Raw genomic sequence first — 16,194 nt, forward strand, 5'->3', positions numbered from 1 at the left:
GTTATCAAGATCAAAAAGGGAAGCTCTGAGCTTCCCTATCTATATCAATAGATAACTAATTGGCTTAGCCCGGGTGACCATCCACTCTTGGCGTTAACAGCATCATCCCAAATTTCCAGATAAATAGACCGAACGCTAACGTCCATAAACCCGCGCTGATATTGACCATCTCAAATAAATACGCCGGGAAGAATGTCACACCTAAACTACGAACGAGTGCCGCGATAAATATAGCCGAGAACGCCAAAGCCATACTTGGCCCTTTATAGATAGCACGGCCAGTATGTCCCATTGTCACGCGCGTGATCATCGCCAGAATTACCCCACTCAAACCGCCAATCGCAAACAGGTGCAGCATGTTATGGCTCGCGAACGGGTTATTTAGCAAACCGCGTAACAGTAAGCTGAGAGGGATACATAGGTAAGCCGCATGCAGCGACCACACCAAGGGTTCTGATAGTGTTGTCCAAGGCTTCCAGCGGATAAAGCGCACCAACTGTGTCACACCTGCAAATACCATCAATTCATTGCCGACTTGAGCAAAGGTCAATGGGAAGAAGCTCAACACAAATAAGCCAACCAAAGGTAGATTGGCTAACCATTCCAACCAAACCAAGGGCTGCGCTTTTTCGAAATCAAAACGACGCGCTGTAAAGAATGGGAGCACTCGCCCACCCATCACTGATAACAGCAAGGTAAACCACCACAACATAGCCTGCCAAACTGCAGACGATGGGAATGGAGGCATCCCCTTAATGGTCGCGTAACTAGCAAAGTTCGCCACGATAGCCAATATAAACAGTGGCACAAAGAATAGATTCTTCCAGCCTTTCGACTTCACGACTCGGAAACCAATTTCGTAGGCGGCGAAGATTAAGAACAGCGCCTCAACCGACGAGATCAGCCATAACGGAGCGGGTGTCCAAAACAGAATACGAGGTGCGAGCCACAAACCGACTAGCGCAGCTAATCGATAATGCTTGGTGCCATTGACACCCGTCCACGTTTGTACTGCCGTTAACACAAAACCGACCACTATCGCCATTGAGAAACCAAACAGCATCTCATGTACATGCCACCAAAGCGCCGGTACTTTTAGCATTTCAGGCTGACCGTTTTGGAACATGATGACCCAAGCTACAATCGCAATCACGGCATAGAGACTACCTAAAAAGAAGAAAGGTCGAAAGCCTAAACGCAGGTAGGCTGGAATCGCGTCTTCTACACTTTTATCTGTGATATTTAACAAACTCGCTCCTAATTCTCAGATAAGCGGCCAAGGTATTACCTAAACCATATTTAGTGTGCATCAAATCCGATGCAATATGCAGATCATATTGCATGAAACGCGCCAATTAGATAAAACCAGTAAAAACAGCGACTCACGAGATTCACCAACCAATAACAAGTCAAAAAAACACAACCAAAAGAGTCATAAAGACCTATAGATGTATAAATAGAAACTTACTGACTTTTGGTATCTCGCCACATATAGTAAGACTAGACTTAAATGGAACAACTCAGACAAGGAATGCGATGTATATTTTTGGTTATGGCAGCTTAATCAACTCATCTTCACGCCAGCTTACCGGTCAGACAGGGCAAGCGATCCCTGCGATTGTTCATGGCTTAATTCGCCATTGGAGCAAGATCGATGACAGCTATGTGTTATCACCTTTGATCGTCAATCTTGGCGAAGGACAAGTGAATGGTGTGTTGCTTGAGGTGGATGATATTGCACTGGCTGAGTTTGATCGCCGTGAGCGTGGTTATCACCGTATCGAATTAAAGGCCTCTCAGATAGAAAGCCAAGATGAATTCAAACAGGATCAACCGATCTGGGTTTACATCAAAGACGAGATTGAAGCACCTTGCGAAAACAGCCCTATCGTTCAAACCTACGTCGATACGGTATTAGCAGGATGTTTAGAGGTGTCTGAAAGCTTTGCGGCGCACTTCGTTAAACACACACAAGGTTGGCATCACCCATTAGAAAATGATCGCCACCAGCCTAAATACGGCAACCTTGCTGGGGTTTCCGATCACCATCACAGTGTGATTGATGGCTTGATACTAACTGTACGCAGCTAGTTGATTTAGGTTGGTGAACACATTGACTCACCAACCTAAAGTGAGCTTAAACGACACGAATACCTGCTGGCATCGCACGTTCAGGTGTTAGCAATACACTTTCAGATTCATCTTCCGTTTCTGCACAAAGCAACATGCACTCAGAAGTGTGGCCTCTCATCTTCGCCTTCGCTAGATTGCACAAAACAACAACCTGCTTACCCATCAACTCTTCTTCTGTGTAGTAAGGGACTAGGCTGGTCACCGTTTGCAGTGTCTTGTCACCAACATCCACTTGCACTATGTAAAGCTTGTCGGCGTTTTCATGACGCACAACCTCAATGATCTTACCCACACGCATTTCTAACTTAGCAAAGTCACCATAAGAGACAGTATCCATTTCTCACTTCCTATATTGGTTTATTTTCACTCATTAAATCATTTACTAAAATTAAGTAAAATGTAAATGTTTACACTAGCATTAAGCCTAATAATTACAAGCGGTAAAGATCTCATTACTGGAAGTAAAATGAGAGTTTCGTTGCCTTACTATCATTGTCGGTGTTAAATAGATGAAGCAATGTATAGAGGTTAAAAATGGCAACAATTAAAGATGTAGCAAAGGAAGCTGGTGTTTCTGTTGCAACCGTATCTCGAGTGATCAACAAGTCTCCCAAGGCGAGTGCAAGCTCGGTAGAGTCTGTAACTAAAGCGATGTCTAAACTTGGCTATCGACCGAATGCCAATGCTCGAGCGCTGGTAAGCCAAAGCACGAACACTGTTGGTGTATTGGTCGGTGACATCTCCGATCCCTTTTTTGGCACGCTGGTTAAGGCTGTCGACAATGTCGCTCGTGAGAACGGAAAACATATCCTTGTCGGTAATGGCTCGCACGATCGTGAAGAAGAGAGACAAGCGATTGAATTGCTGATTAACAGCCGTTGTGACGCCCTGGTGATCCACTCTAAAGGCCTCACCGACGAAGAACTGATTGCCTATGCAAAAGAGGTCAAAGGCTTAGTACTGATCAACCGTTATATTGCTGAGATTGCCAACCACTGTATTTTCTTAGACAACAAAAAAGGTGCGTATCTTGCGACGGAATATCTGATCCGCCATGGCCATAAGAACATTGCCTGTATCGCCTCATCGCATAGCATTGAAGATGCCGATGAGCGTATCCAAGGTTACTTAGCGGCACTCTCAGATTACAAAATAGCGCTCTCTGACAGCTATATTGAATACTCAGCGCCGACCAGTGACGGTGGCGAATACGCCATGACTAACCTTCTGACTAAGTCACTGCCAATCACTGGCATTGTGGCGTACAACGATTACATGGCAGCTGGTGCTTTGTCTGTCCTTGATGAAAACGGTATTCAAGCGCCAGACAAAATGTCGATCATCGGTTTCGATGATGGTTTGATTGCCCGCTATGTTCATCCAAAGCTCACCACTATTCGCTACCCGATTCAGATGATGGCAGAGAAAGCGACACGACTCGCGTTGCACTTAGCCAAAGGTGAAAACACCTCAACTGAACCAATGATGTTCTCTCCAACTCTGGTACGCCGTAATTCGGTAGAGAAAGTCTAGGTTCTGGTCGACTCATCAAGCAATAAACAAAAAAAAGCCCTAACAGAATCGCTTCTGTTAGGGCTTTCCTACCTTACTCAGATACTCAACAATTGCGCTTAATAAACCGCACTCTTGTTGAGCGCCACTTTTGCTCATCCCCCAAGAACAACGCGATAATTCACATCGTCCTATTCACAAACAAAAGATATTGACGTAACCGCTTTGAGCTAGAGCGTACTAGTTTGAAGAATCCCCCGAAAATTCAAACTGGTAACAGGTACTGTAGTTATATTCTTGTTCAGGCTTGAGAATACAACTGTCCTGCTTCCACTCTGGGTGGTTAGGAGAGTCAGGTAAGAACTGGGTTTCTAGCGCCAAACCAGCGTAGTCTTCATAGCTGCCACCACTTCGGTTTGGTGTGCCACCAAGCCAGTTTCCGGTGTATAACTGCATCGCAGGTTTGGTTGAAAATACTTTTAGTGTGACGAGCGCATCCGGTGAGGTTACGGTCGCGGCGCATTGAGTGCGTTTGCAGCCATCAGCCAATAAGAAAGAGTGGTCGTAACCCTTTGCTGCTTTCTGCTGTTCATCGCCCAACAAACGCTCTGAGATCATCATAGGCTGATTGAAGTCAAAGCTGGTCGATTTCACTGATTTAAGGTTACCTAACGGAATACCCACCGAGTTGGTCGGTAAAAACTGATTGGCGTTGATGCTCACAATGTGTGACAAACAATCGTGGCCGGCTTCTGCACCAAGTAAATTGAAGTACGCATGATTCGTTAGGTTGACTACGGTCGGCTTGTTTGTGGTTGCAGAGTAATTAATGGAAACTCGATTGTCTTCGGTGATGTCATAACGCACCGACACATTCAAATTCCCCGGGAATCCTTGGTCGCCATCAGCAGACTCTAGACTGAACACCACTGACGTTTCGGTTTGCTCGGCAATATTCCAACGGCGTTTATCAAATCCGTTCGGGCCACCATGTAAGGTATTGCCCGCTTGGTTGGTTTCCAGCTTGTAATTCTGACCATCAATTTTGAAACGACCATTAGCAATGCGGTTAGCATAACGGCCAACGGTTGTGCCCATATAGCTGGCTTGTTTATCGAAGTTCTCCATTGAGTTAACACCCAACAACACTTCTCTTTTGTTTCCCTTTACTGGCAGGATACAGCTCAACCATGTTGCACCAATATCCATGAATGTCACTTGAATGCCATGCGTATTTGATAGCGTCACTAACTGAGCGGGTTGGCCATCATAGGCTGGAGTCTGCGCCATGGATTGATGCAGGTTTTGCTCTTGTGTCATTCTAAATTCCTTCTAGTGCCAGTAAAAAGCCTCTACCTGAAGTAAAGGCTTTAGCATTTGGCCTACCATGATCTTTTTACTTGGTAAGCTCTATATTAAGTCTCGAAGCCGTTAGATTACTTCAACTAAGCCTGCTCCGTCTTTCGCTTGGCACACATAAATAGATTCTTTTAGCCCCGTCGCCGCTTGATATTTCTGTTCAACGGTTGTTTTGATTTCATCAACCAATGCAGGTGGAACCAATGCCACAATACAACCACCGAAACCACCGCCAGTCATACGCACGCCACCTTGTTCACCGATCACTTCTTTGACCATATCAACCAGCGCATCAATCTCTTTCACCGTGATTTCAAAATCATCACGCATTGATGCATGCGATTCAGCCATCAACTCGCCCATACGCTTCATATCATGAGTGCGTAGAGCTTGAGCCGCTTCAACAGTACGGTCATTTTCAGTAATCACGTGACGAGCACGTTTCGCGACCATTTCATCCAATTCAGACTCTTTCGCTTTGAATTGCTCAATGGTCACATCACGAAGTGCCGGAACACCAAAGATGCGCGCCACTTCTTCACACTGTTCACGACGTGTGTTGTATTCGCTGTCGACTAAGCCGCGTTTCTTGTTTGAGTTAATGATAACCACAGCCATATCTTCTGGCATTGAAACCGCTTGAGTCTCTAGGCTACGACAATCCAAAAGCATCGCGTGGTTTGCGCGACCTTCTGCAGAGATCATTTGGTCCATGATGCCGCAGTTACAGCCCACAAATTCGTTTTCGGCCTGCTGACCATTTAGCGCCACTTCAGCTTGGCTGATCTCTAGGTTATAAAGCACCTTGAATGTTTGACCAATCACCACTTCCAGCGCCGCAGAAGAACTTAAACCTGCACCTTGAGGCACGTTGCCCGTTACAGAGATGTCTGCACCTGTAAATTCAAAGCCGCGACCTTTTAAGCACTTCACCACACCACGAATGTAGTTAGCCCACATCTTGTCTTGTTGGAATGTGATCTCTTGAGTTAAATCGAACTCATCGACTGCATTACCGTAGTCCACTGATACTACGCGAACAATGTTGTCGTCACGCTTAGCCGCGGCGACTACCGTTTGGTAGTTAATGGCACACGGTAGAACAAAACCATCGTTGTAGTCAGTGTGCTCGCCGATCAGGTTCACACGACCTGGTGCTTGGATAATATGAGTCGCTTGGTAACCAAGGACTTGCTCAAAAGATGCTTTCACGTTTTGGATTAGGTCAGACATAAGTAAACTCTCTGGTTAAACTCTTTGTTCAATTGGTTATGGCCCCTTTACGGCACCACTTTAATTCTTTTAGATTCCCTATATCGTTCGTCGCTCACGGTAGGGAATGACAACATCAGCGACTAAACTTTTAAGCTTCTAAGCTCTTAAACTTATGGGCTTTTCATCTGCCGTCATTCCAGAATCGAGGGACGAGATATCAGGAATCTCGCTTGTTATCTACGAAGCAACGTATTACTGCTCTTTATAGTGAACGTCACTCAAATCACGCAGACGCTGCGCTGCTTGTTCTGCGGTTAAATCACGCTGAGACTCAGCCAACATTTCGTAGCCGACCATGAACTTGCGAACCGAAGCACTACGTAGCAATGGCGGGTAGAACAACGCATGCAGTTGCCAGTGATCGATGTCCGTGCCTTCTTCAAAGAACGGCGCATAGTGCCAACCCATTGAGTACGGGAATGAGCATTGGAACAAGTTGTCGTAACGACTGGTCAGCTTCTTAATCGCAAGCGCTAAATCATCACGCTGCTCGTCAGTCAGTTCGCTCATACGGCGAATGTGCGTTTTTGGTAGCAACATGGTTTCAAATGGCCACGCCGCCCAGTAAGGCACCACCGCAATCCAATGTTCAGTTTCAACCACAGTGCGAGAGCCGTCTTTCATTTCAGCTTCAACGTAATCCACTAAAAGATTCGAACCTTGTTGTTCGAAGTACTCTTTTAACAATTTCTCTTTGCGTTCAATCTCGTTGGGCAAAAAGCTGTTTGCCCATATCTGACCGTGCGGATGAGGCTGAGAACAGCCCATGGTCTCGCCTTTGTTTTCAAACGCTTGAACCCATAGGTAGTCTTTACCTAGCTCTTCAATCTGTTCATTCCATGTGTCGATAACACCGCGAATCTTGTTTACTGGTAACTCTGGCAGCGTTTTGCTGTGGTCCGGAGAAAAACAGATCACGCGGCTCAACCCGCGAACACCTTGAGTCTTGAATAGAGGGTTTTCAGACTCTGGAGCGTCAGGCGAATCGGGCATCAAGGCCGCGAAGTCATTACTGAATACATAAGTGCCGTCGTAATCTGGGTTTTCGTCGCCCGAGATACGCGTATTGGTTGGGCACAAGAAACACTCTTTCTCATACGCAGGAAGCTGCGCAGTCGATGGTTTTTCATCTTGGCCACTCCAAGGACGTTTTGCTCGGTGCGGTGATACTAAGATCCACTGACCCGTTAATGGGTTATAACGACGATGCGGGTGGTCTACTGGGTTAAATTCAACTTTTGACATGTTTAGATTGCTCTCAAATTTTGTGTCTTGGTCAATTCACCAAGATGAATAATTCTTCTACAAGGAGATTCCCTATCACGCTCGTGCCTCGCTGTAGGGAATGACGTGTAATCTCGTTGTGCTATTTGTGCAAAGGCCACCACTTCATAGCCTTATGCTCATCCGTCATTCCAGAATAAAGGCACGAGATATCTGGAATCTCTCTTTTCTCATATCTTGTCTTTGCCTTCCCCAAAGAAATTGGAGTTGCAGCTAGGCAGCAAGATTTCCAATATCCATGAGCATAGATCTTCTATGTAATTGGAATTGGTAAGCGCAGCTAACAACGCTGCGGCTTCAATTACGAAGGGGAATAGCCTTGTGGGTTATTCGACTGCCAGTTCCATGTATCCGCCGTCATCTCCATCACGCTACGCGTCGCCTTCCAGCCAAGCTCGCGTTCTGCTTTTTCAGTACTTGCCCAACATTCGGCAATGTCACCTGCGCGGCGTGGGCAAAGTTCATAAGGAACCGGTTTGCCCGATGCTTTTGCGAAGGCTTCAACCATCTCGAGTACACTTGAGCCTTTGCCCGTACCTAGGTTGTAAATGTGTAAGCCCGCTTTCTCGCCCACGGCTTTTAATGCTGCTACGTGGCCATCAGCCAAATCCATTACGTGGATGTAGTCTCTAACACCAGTTCCATCCGGTGTTGGGTAATCGTTTCCAAAGATAGAAAGCTTCTCTCTACGGCCTACAGCAACCTGTGCGATGAACGGCATTAGGTTGTTTGGAATGCCTTGTGGGTCTTCTCCCATGGTGCCTGATGGGTGTGCACCAACAGGGTTAAAGTAGCGCAGTAAAGTCACGCTCCAGTCGTTTTCAGCGTTGAACAGATCGCTCAAGCACTCTTCCACCATATATTTGCTGCGACCATAAGGGTTAGTTGTCGCGCCAGTTGGTGAAGTTTCAGTAATCGGCACTACTTCTGGATCACCGTAAACGGTAGCCGAAGAACTAAATACGATGCTTTTCACGCCCGCTTTCTTCATGCTTCGAGCTAACACTAGTGAACCATTAACGTTGTTATCGTAGTACTCCAAAGGCTTAGCCACCGACTCCCCTACCGCTTTCAGGCCAGCAAAGTGAATCACCGCTTGGATATCGTTTTCTGAAAACACGCCATCTAGAAAAGATTGGTCACGAATGTCGCCAAGATAAAACGTTGGTCGCTTGCCAGTTAACGATTCGATTCGTTTCAGCACTAGCTCTTTGCTGTTGCAAAGGTTATCAACAATGATCGGCTCCATACCTGCCTGTATCATTTGAATGCATGTATGACTTCCGATGTAACCCATGCCGCCCGTAACCAGTACTTTCACAATCAACCTCTCTTTGTCGTCATTCGTGGGCTAACTCGAACTGACATTCAGCTCAGTAGCACCGTATGTCAGAAATAGTAGCAGCCATTTTGACTATAATTCTGTGATCAAAACCACGAAGTGTAAACGTTTACACTAACTTTCATCATTGGAACTGATCATGACATAGAGAGAACGTATAGCTGTTAACCTCTAATTCATTGAATTTTAATAAGATAATTATAGACAGTTAGATTTGAGATATCACAGATGAGTTGAGCATTTATTTTACTAAAAGTTAATGCAATGACGTCCAGTTTGATTACAATAGGTCTGTAGAATAAAGAGGTGCATTGCTTTTTTACTAAATACCAATTTCAAAGCAGCGCAATGTTCCAATAACAGGAAGTGAGTATGGCAACGTTAAAAGATATCGCGACTGAAGCGAATGTATCATTGGCTACAGTTTCAAGGGTTCTCAATGAAGATCCAACATTAAGCGTCAAGGAAGAGACCAAAAGGCGTATCTTTGAAATTGCAGAGAAGTTGGAATACAAAACCAGCAGCTCACGAAAAACCGTTAGCAGTAAAAAACAAAACCATCACTTCCTAGCACTGTATAACTACAAGCAAGAAGCGGAAGTTAACGACCCTTACTATCTATCGATTCGCCACGGGATTGAAACCCAATGTGAAAAGATGGAAGTTAAGCTAACCAACTGTTATGAAAGTAAAATACAGATCAATTCAGCACCAATCACAGGTGTTTTGTTGGTGGGTAGAATGACACCAGAGGTTATCGAGCAAGCTAAAAAGCTGAGCGATAATATCTGTTATGTCGATTTTACCGATCACTCAGAACCTTATGACTCTATCGATATCGACTTGGCTTTGATCAGCAAAGAGATCACCAACTTCTTTATCAACCAAGGCTATGAGCGCATCGGCTTTATTGGTGGCCAAGACGACGTCAATACCCCTGATATTCGTGAAGTCGCTTTTGCTGAATATGGTGGCCTCAAGAACGTTGTCAGTGAGCAAGACATCTACCGTGGTGACTTCTCTAGCTCATCAGGTTACAAGCTTGCAAAACAGATGCTCGCGACGGGCGACTACCCTAAAGCCATGTTTATTGCGTCAGATTCCATCGCAATTGGCGTTTTACGAGCAGTTCATGAGCACGGATTAAACATCCCTGAAGATATTGCGCTGATCAGTGTAAACGACATCCCAACAGCTAAATTTACCTTCCCATCTTTATCAACGGTTCGTATTCACTCTGAATTGATGGGAATTCAAGGCATTAATCTGCTGATTGAGAAAGTACGCGACGGCCGAACCATCCCACTACGTGTCTATGTACCAAGCAAACTCAAGCTGCGCGATACAACAAAATAATTAAATATATCAAGTAGATAAATAAAGGCTACCTTTGTTGAAGGTGGCCTTTTTTGTGCCCGTCACATACATCAATCTCCACGTATCCCCCTCTTTAATCTGCTACATAAATCAGCCAATAGCATTCTTTTAAGTGGATCACACAGCACCGTAAAAAGACCATAAAAAACGTGATGAAGTTAAAGTAAAACGTTTTCACCATTTTCATTTAGTAAAACTTTTACTGATAATTACCTCAATCCAAAAATACTCGTATTCACTACGACCCAATTACGCATAAGAACGTCGGTCAGCAAACTGCATTCAGACCGAGAGAGAGGCAACGTGAACAACTGGGAAAACTTCCTGAACTTACATGAGAACCGTATGGCACCGCGTGCATACTTCTTCTCGTACGCATCAGAAAAAAATGCAAAAACGTTTCAGCGTGAACTGAGCAGCCACTTCCAACTATTGAGTGGCCAATGGAATTTCAGCTATTTCACCAATCCGCTATTGGTTCCTGAAGAGTTCTATTCTCAGGAAATGAGCGACTGGGGAAACATCACGGTTCCAAACATGTGGCAAATGGAAGGCCACGGCGATCTTCAATACACAGATGAAGGTTTCCCATTCCCAATTGATGTGCCTTTCGTACCATCAGACAACCCAACCGGTGCATACCAACGCTCTTTCTTCCTTGGCGAAAGCTGGGACGAGAAGCAAACAATCATCAAATTTGATGGCGTTGAAACTTATTTCGAAGTTTACGTAAACGGCGAATACGTCGGTTTCAGCAAAGGCAGCCGCCTCACCGCTGAATTCGATATCTCTAACCATGTAAAAGCAGGCAACAACCTACTTTCTATTCGTGTGATGCAGTGGGCCGATTCAACCTACATTGAAGACCAAGACATGTGGTGGACGGGCGGTATCTTCCGTGACGTTTACCTAGTGGGCAAAGAACAGCTGCACGTTCAAGACGTTACCGTTCGCACTGACTTCGACGACGCTTACCAAAGCGCTACTCTGTCGTGCAAAGTGGAACTAGAAAACCTAGCAGCAGCGGTAAACGCAACCCTTGAGTACGCATTGCTTGATGGCAGCCAAGTTATCTCCCAAGGCTCTGTAGATAGCTTAGCCGTCCCTAATCATAAGACTGGTGGCAATGTAGATACTCAATTCTCTATCGATGTCGTGAACCCTGTTCAATGGAACGCTGAAAACCCTTACCTATACCAACTGTTGCTTACGCTGAAAGACGCTGACGGCAAGGTGTTGGAAGTGATTCCACAACGCGTTGGTTTCCGTGATATTAAAGTTCGCGATGGTCTGTTCTACATCAACAACAAGTACGTGATGTTGCACGGTGTGAACCGTCACGACAACGACCACCTGAAAGGTCGTGCTGTGGGCATGGATCGCGTAGAAAAAGACTTAGTACTGATGAAGCAACACAACATCAACTCAGTACGTACAGCGCACTACCCGAACGACCCACGCTTCTACGAATTGTGTGACATCTACGGCCTATTCGTGATGGGCGAAACCGATGTTGAAACTCACGGCTTTGCTAACGTTGGCGACCTAAGCCGCATCACTAACGATGCCGCATGGGAAGCGGTGTTTGTTGAACGTATCGAACGTCATATCCACGCTCAGAAGAACCACCCTTCTATCATCATGTGGTCGCTAGGTAACGAGTCTGGTTACGGTTGCAACATCCGCTCTATGTACGATGCAGCAAAAGCAATTGATGACACGCGCCTGGTTCATTATGAAGAAGACCGTGATGCTGAAGTAGTCGACATCATTTCAACCATGTACTCACGTGCTCAACTGATGAATGCCTTCGGTGAATTCCCACACGAAAAACCACGCATCATCTGCGAATACGCACACGCAATGGGTAACGGCCCGGGTGGTTTAACTGAATACCAAAACGTGTTCTACAAGCATGACGCAATTCAAGGTCACTATGTTTGGGAATGGTGTGACCACGGCATTCTAGCGCGTGATGAAGCAGGCACAGAGTTCTACAAATACGGCGGTGACTACGGTGACTACCCGAACAACTACAACTTCTGCATGGACGGTTTGATCTACCCAGACCAAACGCCAGGCCCTGGCTTGAAAGAGTACAAGCAAGTGATTGCCCCAGTGAAGCTTCGCGATTTCGATGCACAAACGGGCACCTTCACGGTAGACAACAAACTTTGGTTCTCAAACATCGATGACTACACCATCACTGCGGAAATCCGTGCTGAAGGTGAAACCATTGCTGTGCAACACATCAAGATTGAAGAACTGGCAGAAAACTCGAGCCGTGAACTGACACTTAACTTGCCACAACTTGATGAGCGCGAAGTGTTTGTGAACTTTACCGTGCGCAAGGATTCTCGTACGCCTTACAGCGAAGCGAACCACGACATCGCGGTGTATCAATTCCAAGTGAAAGAGAACACAGCACAGCTAGAAGCCTTCACTAACAACAATGCGACAGCACTGAATGTGGAAGAGTCTCGTTTAGCTTACCTAATCAAAGGCCACAACTTCGCACTGAACTTCTCGAAAGTGAACGGCAAGCTGACGTCATGGTTGGTCAATGGCGAAGAGATGATTAAGTCAGAACCACGAATCAACTTCTTCAAGCCAATGATCGATAACCATAAACAAGAGCACGATGGTTACTGGGAGCCTGCACACTTGCAAATTATGCAGGAGCACTTCCGTAGCATTGACCTTGAATGCGTTAACGTTGAACAGGTAAATGGCAAGGTAGAGATCACCACCACCAGCATCATTGCTCCACCAGTATTCGATTTCGGCATGCGTTGTGAATATCGCTACCAAGTTAATGCTGAAGGCCAATTGAACGTTGAGCTAAGCGGCGAACGTTACGGTGAGTACCCTCATGTAATTCCTGTGATTGGTTTTGATATGGGCATCAACGGCGACTTCGACCAAGTCCAATATTACGGACGCGGCCCTGAAGAGAACTACCAAGACAGCAAGCAAGCCAACATGATTGATGTGTACCAATCAACCGTTGCAGACATGTTCGAGAACTACCCGTTCCCACAGAACAACGGCAACCGCCAACACGTTCGTTGGGCTGCGCTTTCAAGCCGCGCGGGTAATGGTATTGCAGTAAAACCACAGCAAGAAATCAACTTCAGCGCATGGTTCTACACCAACCAAAACCTGCACCAAGCACAACACACCATTGAGCTAGAGAAAAGCGGTTACATCACGTTAAACCTAGATCACCAAGTGATGGGCTTAGGTTCAAACTCTTGGGGCAGCGAAGTGCTCGACTCTTACCGAGTTTACATGGACGAGTTCCGCTACGGCTTAACTCTGGTTCCATTCCAAGCAGGCGATTGCGACGCACAACACCTAATCAATCACAACTTTGGTGACGAGTTCTTCACGGCGAATACGCCAGCAACTCAACCACAACAGAACGAGGCATAAGCGATGATCGTTTTAGACAACCTAGAGCAATTTAAAGTCGTTTACCGCGACGGTCGTAAATGGCAGCGCTGTGTAGAAGCGATTGAAAACATCGGCAACATCAAAGATGGCGTGATGTATTCCATTGGTGACTCACTGGCTTACATGATTGAAGACGGCGTGGCTCGTAACACAGAAAACTTCACCGGTAACCGCCGTTACTTTGATGTGCACTACTACTTGGATGGTCGTGAAACGGTTGAGTTTGCAGATAAGTCTCAACTTGAACAGACCCAAGCTTACAGCGATGAAACCGACCGTGAACACCTACTGGGTAACGGTGAAACTCGTGAGTTATCTGAAGGCCAAGTGGCGATCTTTGATAACAGCAAAGCTTACCGCTTCCACGGTGATAACCGAGTTCGCAAGGTGGTGCTGAAAGTGACCATTGAAGACGGTTACTTCCTTAATAAGTAAGCAATAACCCTATTAACTCACAGCGCGTTTGAGCCTTGCCGTTCAAGGCTCAAATAGACTGAACAAAACCTCTGTGCTTCTTCCCTACAAAGAAGCATAGGGAAATAACGACTATAATTATGTGATTCCCTGGAGGACACTATGTCTGAATCTGTACGCGGTAAGTTAGGCAAATTTGCCCTACTCTCCATGACATTTGCAGCGGTATTTAACGTTCGCAACATTGTAAACAACAACATCGAATTGGGATTGAGTTCAGCCCCTATCTTTTTGCTCGCGACCCTTATTTACTTCATTCCGTTCGTATTCATTATTGCTGAATTCGTATCAGCAAATAAAAATTCCGAGTCAGGCATGTACGACTGGCTTAAAAAACCGCTAGGCTCAAAAGCAGCCTACCTAGGTTCGTTCCTATACTGGTTCGTAAACCTTTTCTGGTTTGTATCCCTGCTACCAAACGTAATCGCCTATGCGTCTTACGCGATGTTGGGCTATGAATACGCCTTCTCGCCAGTCGTCACATCGGCTATCTCGATTGCTCTATTTGCGGCAGCGACTCACATCTCAACCAAAGGCGCGAGCTGGCTAGGTAAGATTGCCGAGATCGTGGCATACGGTGTATTCGCTCTGTTTGCAATCTACGTTATCGGTGCACTCATGGCACTAGGCGGCAACCATGAGCCAGTAGAACCAATCACGCTTGAAGCAATGACACCGACCATCAACTGGGCAACGCTAGGTATCATGTGTTGGATCTTCCAAGCAGCCGGTGGTGCTGAAACCGCAGCCGCTTACCTAAACGATGTTAAGGGCGGTCACAAGTCTTTCATCAAGGTTATCATTGGTGCGGGTATTGCAATCGGCGCAATGTACGCAGTGGGCTCTCTACTTGTTAACGTATTCGTTGCTCGTGATGAACTGACCTACGCTGGCGGCATGGTTGAAATCTTCACAGGTATGGCGAACTACTTCGACATTTCACAATCTCTAACGGGTCGCTTCGTCGGTATTATCCTATTCGTTGCTATGTTCGGTTCGATGATGATGTGGACAGCAGCTCCAGTAAAAATTCACTTCTCTGAAATCCCTAAAGGTGTTTACGGCGAGAAGACAACAGAGCTTAACGAACACGGCGTGCCAGTACGTGCAGCTTGGTGGCAGTTCGCGTTTGTATTCGTGATGCTTGTGGTGAACGGCTTCGGTTCTGAATCAGTACAAGACATGATGAACACAGCAATCAACCTAACCGCTGGTACAGCAATGCTTCCGCCGATCTTCATCATGGTGGCCTACTTTGTATTCCGCTTGAAGCATGACGAGACACCACGTGATTTCCGCATGGGTACTCGAGTTCAAGGTATGGCTGTTGTCTCTGTGCTTATCGGCATCTTCGTTGTGAGCATGACGGCATCTGCATTCCCAACAGGTGTTGACCTTGTTCAAGCCTTCTTCATCAACGTCTTCATGACAGCGGTATTCTCTGGTATCGCATGGTGGTGGATCTCTCGCTTTGAAAAGAAGCAAGCAGGTAAAGAAGCAAAGCTAGAAACGGCTAAGCAGTCGTAATCCAGAATCTATACATCTAGTTAAAAGCGCCTTAATTGGCGCTTTTTTTGTTTTAAATCAGATAATTAAAATAAAAAACCCAAAAATAAAACGGCGTTCCGTCAAGGTTTCAGTTCACGAAAAACACCAATTAATAGGTAATAAAACTCAAATAAAAACCAAGGTAAAACATTAACTAAATTTATTTACTCAAGGTCACATATTTGATCAATTTCGATTAACTTCCCGCCGCTTAATCTTTAATCTTCTTGCTGAAGAGACAAACTGATTCATATAAAGAAAGCGACAAAAAAGCCCCTACACGCCTTATAAATCTTCGCTCATGAAACAAGCAATCTCTTCAATGAACTTCTTAATCTTTAACTCTTTGTTTTGGTAATAAGTTTACTGAAATACCAAAGAAAAAAATCCCAAAGAAGTCCGATCGTAAATCGATAAAAACAACAATGAGCCAA

12 protein-coding genes are annotated in these 16,194 nt (G+C 45.6%); 6 read left to right on the forward strand and 6 right to left on the reverse strand.

Annotation, left to right across the window (positions count from 1 at the left end):
- Positions 1-64: 64 nt before the first annotated feature.
- Positions 65-1,249 carry an NnrS family protein gene (locus tag AB6D58_RS04580; RefSeq protein WP_372156541.1) on the reverse strand — a complete coding sequence of 395 codons (1,185 nt, stop codon included), beginning with the start codon at positions 1,247-1,249 and terminating at the stop codon, positions 65-67.
- A gap of 287 nt (positions 1,250-1,536) precedes the next feature.
- Between AB6D58_RS04580 and AB6D58_RS04585 the strand changes: the two genes are divergently transcribed.
- Positions 1,537-2,091: a gamma-glutamylcyclotransferase family protein gene (locus AB6D58_RS04585; protein ID WP_017060795.1), complete on the forward strand. Its 555-nt coding sequence runs from the start codon at positions 1,537-1,539 to the stop codon at positions 2,089-2,091.
- A 46-nt stretch (positions 2,092-2,137) separates the two neighbouring features.
- Here AB6D58_RS04585 and AB6D58_RS04590 read toward each other — a convergent pair whose 3' ends face one another.
- On the reverse strand, positions 2,138-2,470 hold the full coding sequence (locus AB6D58_RS04590) for a tRNA-binding protein (protein ID WP_017060796.1): 333 nt from the start codon (positions 2,468-2,470) through the stop codon (positions 2,138-2,140).
- A 197-nt stretch (positions 2,471-2,667) separates the two neighbouring features.
- Here AB6D58_RS04590 and AB6D58_RS04595 point away from each other — a divergent pair, with 197 nt between their 5' ends.
- Positions 2,668-3,666 carry a substrate-binding domain-containing protein gene (locus tag AB6D58_RS04595; protein WP_017066816.1) on the forward strand — a complete coding sequence of 333 codons (999 nt, stop codon included), beginning with the start codon at positions 2,668-2,670 and terminating at the stop codon, positions 3,664-3,666.
- Between the two features lie 219 nt (positions 3,667-3,885).
- Here AB6D58_RS04595 and galM read toward each other — a convergent pair whose 3' ends face one another.
- From galM to galE, 4 genes are all read right to left on the reverse strand, one after another.
- The gene (galM, locus tag AB6D58_RS04600) at positions 3,886-4,965 is read right to left on the reverse strand and encodes a galactose-1-epimerase (RefSeq protein ID WP_372127826.1); all 1,080 of its coding nucleotides are present in this window, start codon (positions 4,963-4,965) and stop codon (positions 3,886-3,888) included.
- A gap of 111 nt (positions 4,966-5,076) precedes the next feature.
- Positions 5,077-6,237, reverse strand: a complete 1,161-nt coding sequence (galK, locus tag AB6D58_RS04605; protein ID WP_372127825.1) for a galactokinase — start codon at positions 6,235-6,237, stop codon at positions 5,077-5,079.
- Positions 6,238-6,471: 234 nt separating this feature from the next.
- Positions 6,472-7,524 carry a UDP-glucose--hexose-1-phosphate uridylyltransferase gene (locus tag AB6D58_RS04610; RefSeq protein ID WP_017069513.1) on the reverse strand — a complete coding sequence of 351 codons (1,053 nt, stop codon included), beginning with the start codon at positions 7,522-7,524 and terminating at the stop codon, positions 6,472-6,474.
- Positions 7,525-7,864: 340 nt separating this feature from the next.
- Positions 7,865-8,884: a UDP-glucose 4-epimerase GalE gene (galE, locus tag AB6D58_RS04615; RefSeq protein ID WP_372156545.1), complete on the reverse strand. Its 1,020-nt coding sequence runs from the start codon at positions 8,882-8,884 to the stop codon at positions 7,865-7,867.
- Positions 8,885-9,277: 393 nt separating this feature from the next.
- Here galE and ebgR point away from each other — a divergent pair, with 393 nt between their 5' ends.
- The 4 genes from ebgR to AB6D58_RS04635 all read left to right on the forward strand — a co-directional run bounded on the left by ebgR (position 9,278) and on the right by AB6D58_RS04635 (position 15,739).
- The gene (gene ebgR, locus AB6D58_RS04620) at positions 9,278-10,261 is read left to right on the forward strand and encodes a transcriptional regulator EbgR (RefSeq protein ID WP_372156547.1); all 984 of its coding nucleotides are present in this window, start codon (positions 9,278-9,280) and stop codon (positions 10,259-10,261) included.
- Between the two features lie 324 nt (positions 10,262-10,585).
- Complete coding sequence (ebgA, locus tag AB6D58_RS04625) at positions 10,586-13,717, forward strand: beta-galactosidase subunit alpha (protein ID WP_372156549.1); 3,132 nt, start codon at positions 10,586-10,588, stop codon at positions 13,715-13,717.
- A 3-nt stretch (positions 13,718-13,720) separates the two neighbouring features.
- Entirely contained in the window at positions 13,721-14,173 is a 453-nt protein-coding gene (locus AB6D58_RS04630; RefSeq protein WP_372156551.1) for a beta-galactosidase subunit beta, read from the forward strand.
- 141 nt (positions 14,174-14,314) lie between these two features.
- The gene (locus AB6D58_RS04635) at positions 14,315-15,739 is read left to right on the forward strand and encodes an amino acid permease (protein WP_372156552.1); all 1,425 of its coding nucleotides are present in this window, start codon (positions 14,315-14,317) and stop codon (positions 15,737-15,739) included.
- The last annotated feature ends 455 nt before the right edge of the window (positions 15,740-16,194 follow it).

The sequence above is a fragment of the Vibrio sp. 10N.239.312.D08 genome, from assembly GCF_041466145.1.
Lineage (GTDB): Bacteria > Pseudomonadota > Gammaproteobacteria > Enterobacterales > Vibrionaceae > Vibrio > Vibrio crassostreae_C.